This is a genomic window from Cupriavidus neocaledonicus, assembly GCF_000372525.1.
In the GTDB taxonomy this organism is placed as follows: domain Bacteria; phylum Pseudomonadota; class Gammaproteobacteria; order Burkholderiales; family Burkholderiaceae; genus Cupriavidus; species Cupriavidus neocaledonicus.
Map to the genome: position 1 here is coordinate 67,491 of NZ_AQUR01000106.1, position 16,007 is coordinate 83,497.

At 65.9% G+C, this 16,007-nt stretch carries 12 protein-coding genes; 9 read left to right on the top strand and 3 right to left on the bottom strand.

Annotated features, from left to right (window positions below; genetic code table 11):
- The first annotated feature begins 57 nt into the window (after window positions 1-57).
- Window positions 58-1,413: a c-type cytochrome gene (locus tag A3AG_RS0126265; protein ID WP_240619972.1), complete on the top strand. Its 1,356-nt coding sequence runs from the start codon at window positions 58-60 to the stop codon at window positions 1,411-1,413.
- A gap of 133 nt (window positions 1,414-1,546) precedes the next feature.
- Here the strand turns inward: A3AG_RS0126265 and A3AG_RS0126270 are convergent, their stop codons facing one another.
- Complete coding sequence (locus tag A3AG_RS0126270; protein WP_018008267.1) at window positions 1,547-2,260, bottom strand: GntR family transcriptional regulator; 714 nt, start codon at window positions 2,258-2,260, stop codon at window positions 1,547-1,549.
- 139 nt (window positions 2,261-2,399) lie between these two features.
- On the opposite strand from A3AG_RS0126270, the gene A3AG_RS0126275 reads away from it, so the two are divergent.
- From A3AG_RS0126275 to A3AG_RS0126290, 4 genes are all read left to right on the top strand, one after another.
- Window positions 2,400-3,125 carry an alpha/beta fold hydrolase gene (locus A3AG_RS0126275; protein WP_018008268.1) on the top strand — a complete coding sequence of 242 codons (726 nt, stop codon included), beginning with the start codon at window positions 2,400-2,402 and terminating at the stop codon, window positions 3,123-3,125.
- A gap of 62 nt (window positions 3,126-3,187) precedes the next feature.
- Window positions 3,188-4,462 (top strand): iron-containing alcohol dehydrogenase, encoded by a 1,275-nt coding sequence (locus tag A3AG_RS32030; RefSeq protein ID WP_035849716.1) that lies wholly within the window; start codon window positions 3,188-3,190, stop codon window positions 4,460-4,462.
- 160 nt (window positions 4,463-4,622) lie between these two features.
- Window positions 4,623-6,002, top strand: coding sequence for an MFS transporter (locus A3AG_RS0126285; protein ID WP_018008270.1), 1,380 nt, complete (start codon window positions 4,623-4,625; stop codon window positions 6,000-6,002).
- A 127-nt stretch (window positions 6,003-6,129) separates the two neighbouring features.
- Window positions 6,130-6,936: a sterol desaturase family protein gene (locus A3AG_RS0126290; protein WP_018008271.1), complete on the top strand. Its 807-nt coding sequence runs from the start codon at window positions 6,130-6,132 to the stop codon at window positions 6,934-6,936.
- Window positions 6,937-6,968: 32 nt separating this feature from the next.
- Here A3AG_RS0126290 and A3AG_RS0126295 read toward each other — a convergent pair whose 3' ends face one another.
- A complete protein-coding gene (locus A3AG_RS0126295; protein ID WP_018008272.1) occupies window positions 6,969-8,825 on the bottom strand; it encodes an ABC transporter ATP-binding protein in 1,857 nt (618 codons plus the stop codon).
- Between the two features lie 339 nt (window positions 8,826-9,164).
- On the opposite strand from A3AG_RS0126295, the gene A3AG_RS0126300 reads away from it, so the two are divergent.
- The 3 genes from A3AG_RS0126300 (at window position 9,165) to bcsS (ending at window position 14,311) form a co-directional block, all read left to right on the top strand.
- Window positions 9,165-10,970: a sulfatase family protein gene (locus tag A3AG_RS0126300; RefSeq protein ID WP_018008273.1), complete on the top strand. Its 1,806-nt coding sequence runs from the start codon at window positions 9,165-9,167 to the stop codon at window positions 10,968-10,970.
- Window positions 10,971-11,431: 461 nt separating this feature from the next.
- Entirely contained in the window at window positions 11,432-13,576 is a 2,145-nt protein-coding gene (locus tag A3AG_RS0126305) for a glycosyltransferase (RefSeq protein WP_018008274.1), read from the top strand.
- Window positions 13,577-13,639: 63 nt separating this feature from the next.
- A complete protein-coding gene (gene bcsS / locus A3AG_RS0126310) occupies window positions 13,640-14,311 on the top strand; it encodes a cellulose biosynthesis protein BcsS (RefSeq protein ID WP_018008275.1) in 672 nt (223 codons plus the stop codon).
- 21 nt (window positions 14,312-14,332) lie between these two features.
- On the opposite strand, the gene A3AG_RS0126315 is transcribed toward bcsS, so the two are convergent.
- Window positions 14,333-14,647 carry a DMT family transporter gene (locus A3AG_RS0126315; protein WP_018008276.1) on the bottom strand — a complete coding sequence of 105 codons (315 nt, stop codon included), beginning with the start codon at window positions 14,645-14,647 and terminating at the stop codon, window positions 14,333-14,335.
- Window positions 14,648-14,835: 188 nt separating this feature from the next.
- Between A3AG_RS0126315 and A3AG_RS0126320 the strand changes: the two genes are divergently transcribed.
- Complete coding sequence (locus A3AG_RS0126320; protein WP_018008277.1) at window positions 14,836-15,999, top strand: hypothetical protein; 1,164 nt, start codon at window positions 14,836-14,838, stop codon at window positions 15,997-15,999.
- The last annotated feature ends 8 nt before the right edge of the window (window positions 16,000-16,007 follow it).

The window sequence follows — 16,007 nt, forward strand, 5'->3', positions numbered from 1 at the left end:
TGCCAACGTCTAACTGCATAGGGAACGGACAAAGCTCGAGCGACTGCCGTCGCGGACATGTCGGTTGCTTCATTTCAGTTGCTGCATCTCATCCTGGCAAGGACCTCGATCATGAAAAGGCAATCCTTCGCACTGCCCCCTGGCACGGAAGTGCAGCAGGTACCGCTGCGGCAGCCTGCGCTGCAGCGCATGCGCCGACGGAGGCTCGCCAATGCACTCGTCACGGCGGTCGCGGTGGGAGCCGCCACGGCATGCGGCGGCGGTTCTGCAGGGGTGGGAACGGATGCGGCCAGCACGGAAGCGGCGCAGAAGGCCCTGGTCGAGCAGGGCAAGCAGATATTTCGCTTCGATACCTTCGGCGACGAAGCGAAGTGGACCGATACCCTGAGGATGCACGAGGTCATCGCCAGCGTGGTGGATCCCTTGACCGCATTCTCGGTCGGCCTCAAGGTGGATGCCGAGGCCTTGCCCGAGGCGATCGCGAATGGAATCCGCAATGGCACGATCGACCTCAAGAGCCCGGCCACGACGGTGGCGCTGCTGAAACTGAACGCGGTCGTCGGCATCAAGGGAACCGTCGAGACCGTCAATGGGGCAGACAGGCTCACCCGCGTCGGCATTACCTGCGCGCTCTGTCATTCGACCGTGGACAACTCGTTCGCGCCGGGCATCGGCAAGCGGCTGGACGGATGGCCCAACCGGGATCTCGATCCCGGCGCCATCATCGCGCTGTCACCGGCCATTGACGAGGCCATGAAAAAGGTCCTCAACGCCTGGGGGGCAGGCAAGTACGACCCCCGCCACAATATCGACGGCCTCGGCAAGCCGGTCGTGATACCGCCCGCCTTCGGGCTGGCTGGCATTCATCGCATCACCTTTACCGGCGATGGCGAAGACATCATGTACTGGAATCGGTATGTCGCCGTGTCCCAGATGGGTGGCCTTGGCTCCGTATCCGAGCCTCGCCTGAATATCGCCATCACCAATGGCTCGGTGGATCTTGTCACCAGCAAGCTTCCGGCCCTGCAAGCGTATCAGCTATCCCTGGGCGCTCCGCCGCCACCGGCAGGCAGTTTCGACCCCGCGGCGGCACTGCGGGGCAAAGCCATCTTCGAAGGCGCGGGCCGATGCGCCACGTGCCATAGTGGCCCGGCATTTACCGACGCCAACTCGCTTCTCCACCCACCCGGCGACTCGATGGCGGAACCCGAGAACCCCAGCTACGCCGCGCGTTCCGCGACCAGGCAATACCGGACCACGCCGCTGAAGGGGGTATGGCAACACCCTCCGTATTTCCATGACGGCTCCGCGGCGACGTTGCCGGAGGTCGTGACGACCTACAACACAAAGCGGGGACTGGGGCTGAGCAGCCAGGACATCGCCGACCTGGCGGAGTACCTGAAGTCGCTGTGACCTGAAGTCCGGGCGGATCTGGCTTGCGCGCACGCGGCTTGCGCGCGCCGTGCGAAAGCTCCACGTGGCATGGAGCGAGCGGTGCGCCGCGCTTGAGGCGAGGATGCCAGCCGTTGCCCGTTCACCCCTGCAACTAGCGATAGTCGCCCAGGACCGTGGCCCGCGTGAACTCCTCGATATTGTCCAGCAGCGCGTCGAGCGCGGCGCCGGCGCCGTCGACCTCGCCGCGCGCAATCGCTGACGCGACGGCGGCGTGCAGCTTCGACATGGTGGGCAGGTCGGCGGCTTCCTTGTAGTGCAGGTACCAGAACCGGCGCGACAGGCCGTGCATCAGCCGCATCGCGCCCTCGGCGAATTCATTGCGCGCCGCCACCAGGCAAAGTTCGTTGAATTCACGATCGGCGCGGACGAAGGCGACATCGTCGCCGTTGCGGGAGGACTGTTCGAACTCCTTTGCCAGCCGCTTGAAATGATCGCGCTGCTCGGCCGTCGCGCGTCGGGCGGCGCTGCGGCAGATCAGGCGTTCCACCTCGCGGCGGGTCTCGAGCAGGCGCAGCTGCCTGCCGACGTCGATCGGCGCGATCAGCAAGCCGCGCTGCGGCAGCACCATGATCAGGTGCTCGCGCGCCAGCCGCTGGATGGCTTCGCGAATGGGCGTGCGCCCGATGCCCGTCATTTCGCTCAGCTGCAGCTCGGATACCGAGCTGCCCGGCGCGAGTTGCAGCGTCACGATGGCTTCCTCGATCTGCTCATAGGCCAGGTCGGTCAGCTTGCCGCGCTGGCCGGCGGCCTCTTCGGGCTCTGGTGCGGCCGCGGCGCGCGCACGGGTAGGGGTTCTTGCGTTCATGGCCAAAAGTCTGGAAGCACGGAAAACCCATTGTATATGAGCCATACGCAGCTTTTGTACACAGCATCAACGAGTCTTGCGCACGCGGTGTTTTCTGCTACTATCCTACTAATATATTAGATGTGTTCGGAGAGGCGTCGTGGCGGAAGATGACGTACTGGTCGCAGGGCAGGGCCCGGTGACGGTGGTTGCGATGCATGGCATACAAGGCACGCGCAGCGCGTGGATGCCGTTGGCGCGGCAGCTGGCCGACCGCTGCACCTTCGTCCTGCCCAACCTGCCCGGACGCGGCCAGGCGATGCCACCGGCCGATGCGCGGGCTTGCTCGCTCGATGCCGGCGCCGAAGTGCTGCGCCGCACGCTCCGCAGCTACGTGCGCGGCCCGTTCGTGCTGGCCGGATGGAGCATGGGCGTTTCCGTGGCGCTGAATTATCTTGCCGGTGCGCACAAGCATCCGGGACAGCCGGTGCCCGCGGAATTGCTGCTGGTTTCCGGCACGCCGCAGCTGAACGCGGTGCGATGGTTCGAGCCCGCGGCACCGGGGGCATTGCTGGAAGCCATTGCCAGCCGCGAACGGCGGCTGGGGCTGCGCGAGGCAGCGGACCATCGCACGGTGGCGTGGACATGGGAGTCGATCCGCCGCACCGACCAGCGCGGCGCGCTGGCACAGGTGCGTTGCCGGACGCTCGTGATCCATGGCAGCGCAGACGAGGATTGCCCGCTTGCGCACGGCGAGAGGCTGGCCCACGGCATTGCGGATGCCGAACTGATCGTGCTCCCGGGCGCGGGCCATGGCGTGCTGACGCAACGCACTCCCGAGATCGCGTGCCACCTGCGCGCGCGCTGGTCCGCGCCATTGGCATAGCGGCGCGGTCCCGGCCATCCCGGCCGTTGCCCGTCAGCCCAACTTACCCCACAGGAGACAGCATGAGAGTGGAAGACCTCGTATATTTCTGCGCCCCGGCGCGGCTGGTCATGGGCGCCGGATGCCGCGCGCAACTGCCCGCGCTGCTGCGCCGGCTCGGCTATCGCCGGGGGCTGGTGGTGACGGACACTTACTTTACCGGCGCCACGCCGTGGGTGAATGAACTCGTCGCCGGCGCCCGCGCGCATGAGGTCGAGTTGCTGGTCTATGACGGCGGCATGCCCGATCCGACCACCGCGCTGTGCGACGCGGCCACGGCGGCGGTGCGGCAACGGCTCGGCGGCGTGCCGGTCGACCATGTCATCGCGCTGGGCGGCGGCAGCAATATCGACCTGGCCAAGGCGCTGTGCCTGACCCTGCCCGGCGGCAAGCCGGTGCGCGCGTTCATCGGCAGCATCGATGGCGGCACCCCCATCCTGCCGCTGGTCGCCATGCCCACCACGGCCGGCACGGGCTCGGAGGCGACCCCGGGGGCGATCCTGGTCGATCCGGACAACGCGACCAAGGTGGCGGTCATGGACAACCGGCTGCGCCCGGCGGTGGCGCTGGTCGATCCCGAATTCACCTACACCTGTCCGCCGCGGGTCACCGCGGATGCCGGCATCGATGCGCTGACCCATGCGATCGAGTCCTACCTGACGCTCGATTCCGCCAGCTTTGACCGCGGCGGCGAAGCGGACCCTGGCTACAGCGGCCGCAATGCGCTGACGATGCTGTTCGCGCGCGAGTCGATCCGCCTGTGCGGCTGCTACCTGTTGCGCAGCTACCAGGACGGCGCTGACCGCGAAGCGCGCATCGGCATGAGCTACGCCAGCATCTATGCGGCGCTGTCATACGGAAGCGCCGGCCTTAACGCCGTGCATGGCATTGCCTACGCGGTCGCGGGCCTGACGCACCGCTCGCACGGCACCACCAACGCGGTGATGCTGCCGTATGTGCTCGATGCGCTGGCCGACAGGCGCCGCGAGGAATTGCTGGCCATTGCCCGCCTTCTGGACATCGCCGAAGGCGATCCCGATATCGCGGTGGCACGCGTGCCGCTCGTGGTGCGCGAACTGGTCGCGGCCCTCGGCCTGCCGACCACGCTCCAGGCTTGCGGCATCGGGCAGGGCGACATCGATGCACTGGTGCGCGATGCCCTGGGTGTCACGCGCCTGGCCAAGGCCTTCCCGGTGCCGGACGTGCCCGCGCGCTACGCCGCCATTGTGCGCAATGCGTGGACGGGCACGCTGTCCGCTGACACCCCGGTCCCGGCGCAGCGGCACCGCGTTGCGTAGGGCACAGACAGGGGATTTATCCGACGCTTTCCCGGCTGGTTCCCCGCCCGCGGCGGCCCGGCCCTGGCGGTAAACCATTACTTGCACATCAGAAATGTGCAACTAATATATTAGAAAGCGCGCCGCCCCAGAGCGCGTCTCATTGACACAGGAGACAACCATGGACATGTCTGCAGGCGCCCTCAAGCTGGAGGCCGGCATCGCGGCGCGGCTGGAACGATTGCCGATGACCGGCTACCAGCGCTCGCTGTTCGGCATCATCGCCACGGCGTGGTTTTTCGATTCGATGGATCTGGGCCTGATGACCTTCGTGCTGGGCTCGATCAAGGCCGAGTTCGGCCTGAGCGCGGCGCAGGCCGGCCTGCTGGCCAGTTCCAGCTTCCTCGGCATGTTCCTGGGCGCGGCCATCGCCGGCCTGCTGGCGGACCGCTTCGGCCGCAAGCCGGTGTTCCAGGTCAGCATGATCTTCTGGGGCGTGGGCAGCCTGATGTGCGGGCTGGCGGACAGCGTGACCTCGCTGATGATCTATCGCGTGCTGCTCGGGTTCGGTATGGGCATGGAGTTTCCGATCGGCCTGTCGATGGTGTCGGAGATCGTGCCCGCCAAAAGCCGCGGCAAGTATGTCGCGATCCTGGAGGGCTTCTGGCCGATCGGCTTTATCGCGGCCGGGGCGCTGACCTACCTGCTGCTTCCCGTGATTGGCTGGCGCGGTATCTTTATCGCGCTGGCGGTGCCGGCCGTGTTCGTGTTCGTGGTACGCCGCATGGTGCCGGAGTCGCCGCGCTGGCTCGAGGACATCGGCCGCAAGGCCGAGGCCGATACGGTAATGGCCGGCATCGAGCGGCGCGTGGAGCGCGCCTGCGGCCGTCCGCTGCCGGCGGTGTCCGCGACCTTCGGCGCCACGCAGGCGCCGAGCCGCAAGGCGCGCTTCATGGAGCTGTGGAGCGGACCCTATGCGCGCCGCACCGTCATGCTGTGGTCGGTCTGGTTCTTTGCGCTGCTGGGCTACTACGGCCTGACCACGTGGCTCGGCGCGCTGCTGCAGCAGGCCGGCTATGCCGTGACCAAGTCGGTGCTCTACACGGTCTATATCTCGCTGGCCGGCATTCCGGGGTTCATCTTCTCGGCATGGCTGCTGGAGAAGTGGGGCCGCAAGCCGACCTGCGCGCTCATGCTGATCGGCAGCGCCGTGGCCGCGTATGCCTATGGCCAGGCGGCCGTGCACCGGCTGCCGGTGGAGCAGTTGATCGCCGCGGGCTTGTGCATGCAGTTCTTCCTGTTCGGCATGTGGTCGGTGCTCTATGCCTATACGCCGGAGCTGTACCCGACGCGCTCGCGCGCCACCGGCTCCGGCTTTGCTTCGTCGATCGGCCGCATCGGCTCGCTGGCCGGACCCTACCTGGTCGGGGTGTTGTTGCCGGTGGCGGGGCAGGGCGGTGTCTTCACGCTTGGCGCCTTGTCCTTCGCGGTGGCGGCGGCGGCGGTCCTGCTGCTGGGTGTCGAAACCCGCGGCAAGGCGCTGGAGGAAGTCTCGCATTAACGGTTCGCCGCGCGGCGTCGGCCGCGCCTGCATTGGCGCCCCTGGCCAACAGGGGCATTTTTTGGGCTGCCGCATTTTTATATCCAACTAATATGTTAGTGCGGCGCAGTGATATGGAGTTGCAATCATGATGACGGAACGCCAACGCAAGTTCAGGGAACAATACAAGGCCGATATCAGCCCGCTCTACAACGGCCTGCTGCATATCGCCGTGATCTACGGCGTCGGCACCGGCGCGATGTGGTGGGCCATTCAGCGGCTGCAGGGCGTGACCTGGGAGTGGGCGCTGATCCTGCCGGTATTCCTGGCGGGCAACTTTGTCGAGTGGTTCCTGCACAGCTATGTCATGCACCGCCGCATCGACGTCTTTGCGCTGCGCGCCATCTACGAGCGCCACACGCGCCAGCACCACCAGTACTTCACCGACCAGGAACCCACCATCGATACCACGCGCGAATTCCGCATCGTGTTCTTCCCGTGGCGGGTGCTGGCAACGCTCGGCGTGGGCGGCGGCGGCCTGGGCTACCTGGCATCGCTGATCTTCAACGCCAACGCCGGCTACTTCGTCTTCATCACGATGGTGGCGCAGTACCTGATCTACGAGACCTTCCACTATTGCTGCCACGTCCACGACAACTGGTTCGTTCGCAACATGCCCTTCATCAACACGATCCGGCGCCACCACACCGCGCATCACAACATGGGCATCATGATGAAGTACAACATGAACCTCACCTTCCCCATCGCCGACTACATCATGGGCACGTCCGACCTGCGCCGCGGCCTGCTCGGGCACCTGTTCAACGGATACAGCGAAGCGCACGTCAAGGAAGAACTGAAGCCGATCATCCGGAAATTCCGCACCGATCACTCGCGCGTCACGCTCGACGGGCCCGTGCTCGATGAAGACGAACGCCGCGCCATGGCCGCCTAGCCGGTCTGCATGCCTGCCGAGCGCCCGCCGCGCTACGCCACCGAATCCGTCACCTCGTCCTGCTCTTCGCCCAGGAAGCCGCCGCTCTGGTGCCGCCACAGCCGCGCATAGGTGCCGTTCTTCGCCAGCAGTTCGGCGTGCGTGCCCTGCTCGACGATGCGGCCCTGGTCCATCACGATCAGGCGGTCCATCGCGGCGATGGTGGAAAGGCGGTGGGCGATCGCGATCACGGTCTTGCCCTCCATCATTTCGTCGAGGCTTTCCTGGATCGCGGCCTCGACTTCCGAGTCGAGCGCGCTGGTGGCTTCGTCCAGCAGCAGGATGGGGGCGTTCTTGAGCATCACGCGGGCGATCGCGATGCGCTGGCGCTGGCCGCCGGAAAGCTTCACCCCGCGTTCGCCGACCAGCGTGTCGTAGCCGGTATGGCCATGCTGGTCGCTCAGCTGGCGGATGAAGTCATCGGCCTGGGCGTGCACGGCGGCGTCGCGGATCTCCGCATCGGTGGCGTTGGGGCGGCCATAGGCGATGTTGTCGCGGATCGAGCGATGCAGCAGCGAGGTGTCCTGCGTGACCATGCCGATGGCGCCGCGCAGGCTGTCCTGCGTTACCCTGGCGATGTCCTGCCCGTCGATGCGGATGCGGCCGCTGTCCACGTCGTAGAAGCGCAGCAGCAGGTTGATCAGCGTGGACTTGCCCGCGCCGGAGCGGCCCACCAGCCCGATCTTCTCGCCGGGACGCACGGTCAGGCTGAGGCCGTCGAGCACCTGGCGCTCGCCGTTGTAGTTGAAGCGGACCTGGTCGAATTCCACTTCGCCGCGCCGGATCTGCAGCGCCGGCGCGCCCGGCGCGTCCTGCACCTTGGCCACGTGCGTCAGCGTGGCAATGCCGTCCTGCACCGTGCCGATGTTCTCGAACAACGAGGCCATCTGCCACATGATCCAGTGCGACATGCCGTTGATGCGCAGCGCCATGGCGGTCACCGCCGCCACCGCGCCGGTGCCGATCTCGGCCCCATGCCACAGCCACAGCGCATAGCCGCCCGCCGCCAGGATCAGCGCCACCACCAGGGCCTGGTTGACGATCTCGAACTGGCTGACGAGGCGCATCTGCCGGAACCCCGTGTCCTTGAAATCCTCCATCGCCGCGCGCGCGAAATGCGCCTCGCGCCGGGTGTGCGAAAACAGCTTGACGGTGGTGATGTTGGTGTAGGCGTCGGTGACGCGTCCGGTCATCGACGAGCGGGCATGGGCCTGCTCCTGCCCGACCTTGCCCAGTCGCGGCACGAAATACAGCATGGCCAGGCCGAACAGCACGATCCAGCCGATGAAGGGCAGCATCAGCCGGAAATCGAAGCCGCCCGCCAGCGCGATGATGGTGATGAAGTACACGCCAATGGCGAGCACGATCTCGATAAAGGTGAACAGCACCTCGCGCACCGCCAGCGCGGTCTGCATGACCTTGGTGGTGACGCGCCCGGCGAATTCATCGGAGAAAAACGACAGGCTCTGCCTGAGCATCAGCCGATGGAAATCCCAGCGCAGCCGCAACGGCAGGTTGATCGCCAGCACCTGGTGCTGCACCATGGTGCGCAGCGCCACCAGGCCGATGCTGGTCACCAGCACGATGCCGATTCCCCACAGCACGCGCTGCTCCTGTGCCGAAGCGTCCCGGTTCCCTTGCCACGCCGCCAGCAGATCCACCACTTGCCCGAGGAAGCTGAACAGCCACGCTTCGTAGATCGACACGCCGGCACTCAGCAGCGCCAGCGCGACGAAGTAGCGGCGGGTGCCGCGGGTGCAGGCCCACAGGAAGGCCGCCAGGCCTTTGGGCGGCGGCGGTGCCTCGTCGGGCGGGAAGGGATCAAGCAGACGTTCGAACGCGCGCAGCACGGGGTCCTCCGAAACGGCAGAAGGCCCGTCATCCGGCCGGCATGCGGACCGGGCGGCCTTCATCGGTGCGAGGCGCAGATTCTACCCCCGGAGGCCGCGCGGTGCAGAGCCCGGCCCGCAAGCGTCGGCGGTGTATGGCCGCGGCAGGGCCGGTGCGTGGGCCCCTGGCGCAGCGTCACGTCCGGCGTACCTGCATGCGTGCGGTAGCCAACACTATGGCGTTGGCAGCGGCGAGAAGCCACGGCGCGCTTGATAGACTGGGTGCATCTCGGACGCAGCGGTGCCGCCCTTCCGCCTCACGGCCGATGCGAGCGCCACCCTAATGGAACAGGTGCACAAATGAACGAGGCACAGCCGGGCAATCCACTGAGCCGGCGCGATTTCCTCCGCGTTGCAGGTTCCGGTGCCCTGGCGCTGGGCGTCGGGACTGGTAACAGCCCGTCATTCGCGGCGGCCGCGCCCGGCGCATCGCCGCAAACGCCAGGACAGGCAGGCGCAGGCACCGGCGCCTACAATATCCTGCTGATCCTCGTCGACCAGGAGCGTTTCTTTGGGCCCGGGGAACTGCCTGCCGGCTTTGAGTTGCCCGCGCACCAGCGACTGATGCAGCGGGGTACCACGTTCGTGAACCACCGTATCAATTCCTGCGTGTGCACGCCGTCCCGCTCGGTGCTCTACACCGGCCAGCATATCCAGCAGACGCGCATGTTCGACAACACGAACTTTCCGTGGATCGGCAGTATGTCGACGGACATCCCGACGCTGGGCCACCGCTTGCGACAGGCCGGGTATTACACGGCGTACAAGGGGAAATGGCACCTGACCAAGGAGTTCGAGACCGTCAACAAGCTCGGCACCCCGACCAGGATCTTCACCGCCGAGATGGAGGCCTATGGCTTTTCGGATTACGTCGGCATTGGCGACATCATTGCCCACACCCGCGGCGGATACGCGCACGACGGCGTGATCGCGGCCATGAGCACCAGCTGGCTGCGCAGCCAGGGGCGCGACCTGAGCGCTCAAGGCAAGCCATGGTTTCTGGCGGTCAACCTCGTGAATCCGCACGACGTCATGTTCTACGACACCGACCCGCCTGGCGATCCGGTGCAGTCTCGCCGCGGCATTACCCACGTCGCACGCGACCCGCTGGATCCGCTCTATGCCAGGCAATGGAAGTTCTCCCTGCCGGCCAGCCACGCCCAGGCGCTGGATGAGCCGGGACGCCCCCGGGCGCATCGGGACTTCCTGCGCTCGCATGACGCCCTGGTCGGCGAGATCCCGAACGAGGTCGGGCGCTGGCGTCGGCGGCACAACTACTACCTGAACTGCATGCGGGACGTCGACCGCAATATCGCGGCCGTGCTCCAAGAACTGGATGCGGCCGGCCTGACGGAGAAAACCATCGTGGTCCTGACGTCCGATCACGGCGACATGGACGGCGCCCATCAACTGCATGCCAAGGGCGCGGTCTCGTACCGCGAACAAAACAATGTGCCGCTGATCATCGCGCATCCGCGCTATCGCGGCGGCGGAACATGCCGGGCGGTTACCTCCCACCTCGATATTGCAACGACGTTGCTCGCCATGACCGGTGTGTCGGCAGGCCAGCGCGGCACCCTGGCGAGCGGGCTGCAGGGCAAGGACTTGTCCGGCCTGCTGGCAGCGCCCGGGTCAGCAGGCGTCAGCGCCGTCCGCGATGGCGCCCTGTTCTGCTACAACATGCTCGCCTACCTGGATGGCGATTTCCTGCACAAGGCTGCGGCCTTCGTGCAGCAGGGCGGCAAGCCGGACCAGATCAGGAGCGCGGGTATCCGGCCCGACCTGATGAAGCGCGGTGCCGTGCGCGCCGTTTATGATGGCCGATACAACTTCGCGCGATACTTTTCGCCCAAGCAGCACAACCGTCCGACCACGCTGGAAGAACTCGTCCGCTTCAATGACCTGGAACTGTACGACCTGAAGGCGGATCCGTTCGAGATGGTGAATCTTGCCACCGGCGCGCAGCATCGCGAACTGGTTCTCGCCATGAACGAAAAGCTGAACCGCCTGATCGACACGGAGGTGGGCGAGGATCGCGGCCAGATGCTTCCCGGCGGCATCGATGCGGGCTGGGAAGTCAGCGCGGAAACGATGGCCGGCGCCTGAGCCGTGCTGTCGGCGGGCGCCTGCTCGGCGCGCCGGGATTTGCATCGAGCCGGCCCGGCGACCGCTCGCGGCGGCCAGCACCACCACATGGCCACGCCTCACGTGGTCTCGGCGCGAGCGCACGCGATGCGCAGATCCTGAATTCTGAATTTAGCGCTGTTTATATCCGCGCGCTCCAGCGGGGGGCAGCTCGGATGGCATCCCCTGTTTTGTGCCGACGCACGACTTACGGAATGCGCCAAATCCTTATATGCTGTAACCGGACGGTGGGGCGGCCTTGCGCCGTCGGGCGCATCGACGCATCCGCACGACGGCCTCGATCGGGCATCCGGAAGGGATTCCCCCCCGATGGCGGGGAATTTCACCAATGTCCTCTGTATCGGTCAACGCCTTTGACCTCTTGCGTTCTTGTCCAATGGTTGTGCTGACCAAGAAAAATAACGCCTGAGCGGAACGAGAGCATGACAACAGAATTGCCCGGTCGGGCCATCAGGTGGCTCGTGGTCGTGTACGTGCTGGTGGGACTGGCGTACCTGGCCTGGCGCGTCGATACGATCAATCTCGATGCGCCGCTGTTTTCCTTCCCGCTCTATGCGGCGGAAGTCTACGGCTATATCAGCGGCCTGTTGTTCGTGCTGATGACGTACCGGCTTTCGGTGCGGGAGGCACCGCCGCCCGAACCCGGCCTGAGCGTCGACGTCTACGTTCCGACTTATAACGAGTCGGTCGAACTGATCCGCCGTACGCTGCTGGCGGTGATGCGCATGGATTATCCGCATGTCACCTGGCTGCTGGACGACGGCCGCCGCGAATCGATGCGCGCGCTGGCGCAGGAACTGGGTTGCCGCTATCTCGCGCGCAGCGACAATGCCCACGCCAAGGCCGGCAACCTGAATCATGCGCTCAAGCACAGCAGCGGCGAACTGATTGCGATCTTCGATGCCGACCACGCGCCGCGCAAGGATTTCCTGGTCAAGACCCTGGGCTATTTCCGCGACGAGCGGGTCGCCTTCGTGCAGACGCCGCAGGACTTCTTCAATATCGATTCCTTCAATCACCGCCTGGGCAAGAAGCGGGTGTGGGATGAGCAGGCGCTGTTCTTCAAGGTGATCCAGCGCGGCAAGGATGCGCTCAACGCCGCGTTCTTCTGCGGCAGCTGTGCCGTGATCCGGCGCGCCGCGGTGACGCGGATCGGCGGCTTTGCCACGGAAACCGTGACCGAGGACGTGCACACCGCGATCCGCATGCACAAGCTCGGCTACCTGTCCGTGTACCACGCCGAGTCGCTGGCGTTCGGCCTGGCGCCGCATAGCATCGATACCTACCTGAAGCAACGCATGCGCTGGGGCATGGGGGCGATGCAGGTATTCCGCCGCGAGAACATCCTGTTCAGCCGCGGGCTCACATTCGGGCAGCGCCTGAACTACCTGGCCTCGGCACTGTTCTTCTTCGAAGGCTGGCAGAAGCTGATCTTTTTCCTGACGCCGCCGGCGGTGTTCCTGACCGGCGTGCTGCCGATCATCTCGCCGCTGAACAATTTCCTGCTGCTGTTCTGCCTGTATTACCTGCTTGCGATCCTGGTCCACCTGGAACTCGGGCGCGGCTACAACTCGCTGTTCCTGAGCGAGCAGTACGCCATGGCGCGCTTCTTTGCGTTCATGTCGACCAGTGTCGGGCTGTTCCGCAAGAATATCCCGTTTGTCGTGACCGACAAGCAGATGTCTCAGACCGGCAAGATGTGGCTATGGCTGTCGCCGCTGCTGGTGCTCTGTGCCGTGGCCGCCGCGAGCATACCGGTAGGCCTGTACCGCATCTACACGGGCGGGATCCCGCTCGGTGCCGGCCTGGTGACGCTGTTCTGGACGCTGATGTCGCTGGGCTCGGCCATCGCGGTGGGCGCATACGCATACAAGCACTCGCGCAACCGCCGCGCCGAATACCGCTTTCCGCTGCGCGTTCCGGCTACCCTGACCGTCGCTGGCAAGACCTGTCTGGGACTGACCGCGGACCTGTCACCGAACGGCGCGCTCTACCTGGGCGAAGCGATGCCGGGCCTGGCGCTGGGCGACGTGGTCGAGGTGGCGGTGCATCTGCCCAACCTCGTCGTCCACGACACCGCCATCGCCACCTTCGTCAAGGCGTCGCGGCCCGGCGCGGCCTACGGCATGTCGGTCGGATTGCGTTTCAACTGGAGCGCGCAAGGCAACACCGGGGCATTGGAAACCTTCCTGTTCGGCAGCCGGCTCCAGCTCGAGATGGGAACCCTGCGCGAGACCGAGACGCCGCCTCTGACACGTCTTGCCGAGATCCTCGGGCGTGACGGGGGGCGTCCGTCCGCGGCATATAGCTGGGCCGCCGCGCTGTTGATGCAGCCGTTGCGCGTCGGCATGCTGCCGGTGGCCATTGCCACCATCGACGGCGCGGCGCCGCTGCTGTTCAGCAGCATCGAACTGGACCTCAACGCCGGCGCAACCCTGCGCCAGACCATGGCGGCGCCGGCGGACGCGGTGGAGGAACAGGCGATCCGGCTCACCCCCACTGGCCGGGTCACCACGCCGACCGGTGATTTCCACCTGTACAACATTGCACCGCATAGCGCGGCTTAACCCGGGAAGATATTGATGATGGCGTACGGAGGCCATGGCGCAGCGTGCCGGCGGCTGGCAGCGATGACACTCTTCGGCGGGCTGGCGCTACTGGCCTCGCGGCCGGCGGCGGCCGATCCCTTCGTGTTCGGCGGCGCCAGCCTGGCCGGCGGCGGTGAGCGCAGCGAATACGTCGGCATCAGCGGAAAGCTGCTGCCGGTGCCGTTGCTGGTGCAGAAGTTCGTGATCAGCGACTACCACTACAAGTACGGTACGAACGGCACCACCGTGACGGTGAACGGACAGGCGGCCGAGGCCGCGCTCGGCGTGCAGAAGGGCTGGTCGACGGGCTGGGCCGAGTTCTCGGCAGGCGCCCGCTACCGCTATAACCGCGTGTCGCCGGAGGGGGCGGACAACCGCTCTGACGGCGGCGAGTGGGGCCTTGCGCTGACCGTGCTGGGCCAACAGGAGTTCGCCCGGAACTGGGCAATCAACGGCATTGCCAGCTACAACTTCGGGCCCAAGGCCTACTGGGCGCGCGGGCGCCTGCTCTACAAGGTCTTCGGCGAGGCCTGGGCGGGCGTGGAATTCATCAAGCACGGCGACCCGTTCTACCATGCCACGCAAGGTGGCCTGGTCGTGACCGGCATTGCCATCGGCAAGGGCGTGAACCTGGGATTCTTTGGCGGCGCCAGGAAGACCGCGGGCGAGCCGCGTTCCTTCTATGGCGGACTGGAACTGAGCAAGGCGTTCTGAGCGTGACCGGACCGCTGCGGTTCAGGAACTCGCCTTCATCATGACGAGCCCGCCGACGATCAGTACGGCGGCCACGATTCTGCCGGCACTGGCGGGTTCGCCCAGCACCAACAGCCCCACCAGGAACGCTCCCACGGCGCCGATGCCGGTCCAGATGGTATAGGCCGTGCCGAGCGGCAGGCTCTTCATTGACAGGGATAGCAGGGCGAAGCTGGCAATCATGGCCACGAGGGTGATGGCCGAGTAGCCGGGGCGCGAAAAGCCTTCGGACAGCTTCATGGCGTACGCCCATAGCACCTCGAGGACTCCGGCGATGACGAGATATATCCAGGCCATGATGGCTCCTTGATCCAGAGCCGGGCCGTCCCGGACATTCTTACCCGGTGCGGGCGAGGTCGTCCTCGAAAGTGGCGCATTGTACCGGATCGCCGGGGCAGGCGTGCGCCGTGGCGATGGGCAGCATGGTATCGTCGGCCTGTCATGGTCATGCCCCGGGGCATCCGGAACCAGAGGAAATAATGGGAATGAGGCGGCTGCTGTGGTTCGTCGCGATCGCGTTGCTCCTGCCGCGGCTGGCCCTGGCCGGCGAGTTCGGCGGCAAGGGCGGGCCGGAGCCTGCCAACCTCGAACAGATCGCGGCACGGCTGCGCGAGGACCCCTATGACCTGGAACTGCTGATCAGCTTCGGCACCTCCAAGGGCGGATCCGCCGGCCATATCGCGCTGGCGTTGCGTGACGATGCGGCGGGCGACGACGTGGTGTATTCGGCCAATTTCTACGCGGACCGGGACCCCGCGCACGCGAGTGGCCGCTACACCACCGACCTGATGATCGCCATCCCCAAGCAGGAATATCTGTTCAAGACCGTTTCCACGGTCGCGGAGACCGCATCGTTCGGGCTCGACTTCGGCGAGATCTACAAGCGCTCGGTCATCGGGGTGCGTGTGTACGGCGTGCCGGCAGCGGACAAGGCCGCGCTGGCAGCGTATTTCCGCCGCATCAACGACGACTATCACCAGCAACGCAGCAACACCGAATATCATCACGGCCCGATCCGCTACGACTACCTGCGCCTGAACTGCGCCAAGACCATCGGTGCCGCCTTCAAGTATGGCGCCGGCTACCGCGACCTGGCGGTGACCGGCGCAACGCTGTTTTCAGGACGGCGCCTGGTCGCGGCTGCGAGCGCCAATATCCCGACCGAGATGGCGATGAAGCTGATCCGGGAATGGGGCCAGCGCAACTATGGCATGGATGTGGTGCTGTACAAGAAGTACCGCGGCTCGGCCTATGTCGATCCGCAAGAGGAAGAGCAGGTCGCCTTCAAGGACCTGCCCGACCGCTTCCCTTCGGTGCTGTCGCTGGACTTCCGCCGCGAGGCCGGGGCCTACCAGGACTATGACAACCTGCTGGCGATGTACCTGCTGTTCAACCTTGGCAAATACAGCGTGCGGGTCAACGAACAGACCTTGCTGCTGGAAATCGAGAAATCGAAGAACCCCATGCCCTATGCCGAGGCGCTGCAGGCCGCCGAGCGCGACGCCCGCGCCGACAGCGAAAAATTCCGGAGTCATACCGGATTCCGTCCGGGCGGCGAGGGCGCCAGCGAGGCCCCGGACAATACGCCTGCGGACAATACGCACCTCTATCACTTTACCGAGGATGCGGCCGGGAAGGTGGCGCGCTAGGGTGCCGC

Bases quoted from the DNA above. Each gene is read 5' to 3' on its own strand.
- A3AG_RS0126290 (WP_018008271.1), top strand. From the start codon at position 6,130: ATGATGACGGAACGCCAACGCAAGTTCAGGGAACAATACAAGGCCGAT.
- A3AG_RS0126285 (WP_018008270.1), top strand. From the start codon at position 4,623: ATGGACATGTCTGCAGGCGCCCTCAAGCTGGAGGCCGGCATCGCGGCG.
- bcsS (WP_018008275.1), top strand. From the start codon at position 13,640: ATGACACTCTTCGGCGGGCTGGCGCTACTGGCCTCGCGGCCGGCGGCG.
- A3AG_RS0126300 (WP_018008273.1), top strand. From the start codon at position 9,165: ATGAACGAGGCACAGCCGGGCAATCCACTGAGCCGGCGCGATTTCCTC.
- A3AG_RS0126305 (WP_018008274.1), top strand. From the start codon at position 11,432: ATGACAACAGAATTGCCCGGTCGGGCCATCAGGTGGCTCGTGGTCGTG.
- A3AG_RS0126270 (WP_018008267.1), bottom strand. From the start codon at position 2,260: ATGAACGCAAGAACCCCTACCCGTGCGCGCGCCGCGGCCGCACCAGAG.
- A3AG_RS0126265 (WP_240619972.1), top strand. From the start codon at position 58: ATGTCGGTTGCTTCATTTCAGTTGCTGCATCTCATCCTGGCAAGGACC.
- A3AG_RS32030 (WP_035849716.1), top strand. From the start codon at position 3,188: ATGAGAGTGGAAGACCTCGTATATTTCTGCGCCCCGGCGCGGCTGGTC.
- A3AG_RS0126315 (WP_018008276.1), bottom strand. From the start codon at position 14,647: ATGGCCTGGATATATCTCGTCATCGCCGGAGTCCTCGAGGTGCTATGG.
- A3AG_RS0126320 (WP_018008277.1), top strand. From the start codon at position 14,836: ATGAGGCGGCTGCTGTGGTTCGTCGCGATCGCGTTGCTCCTGCCGCGG.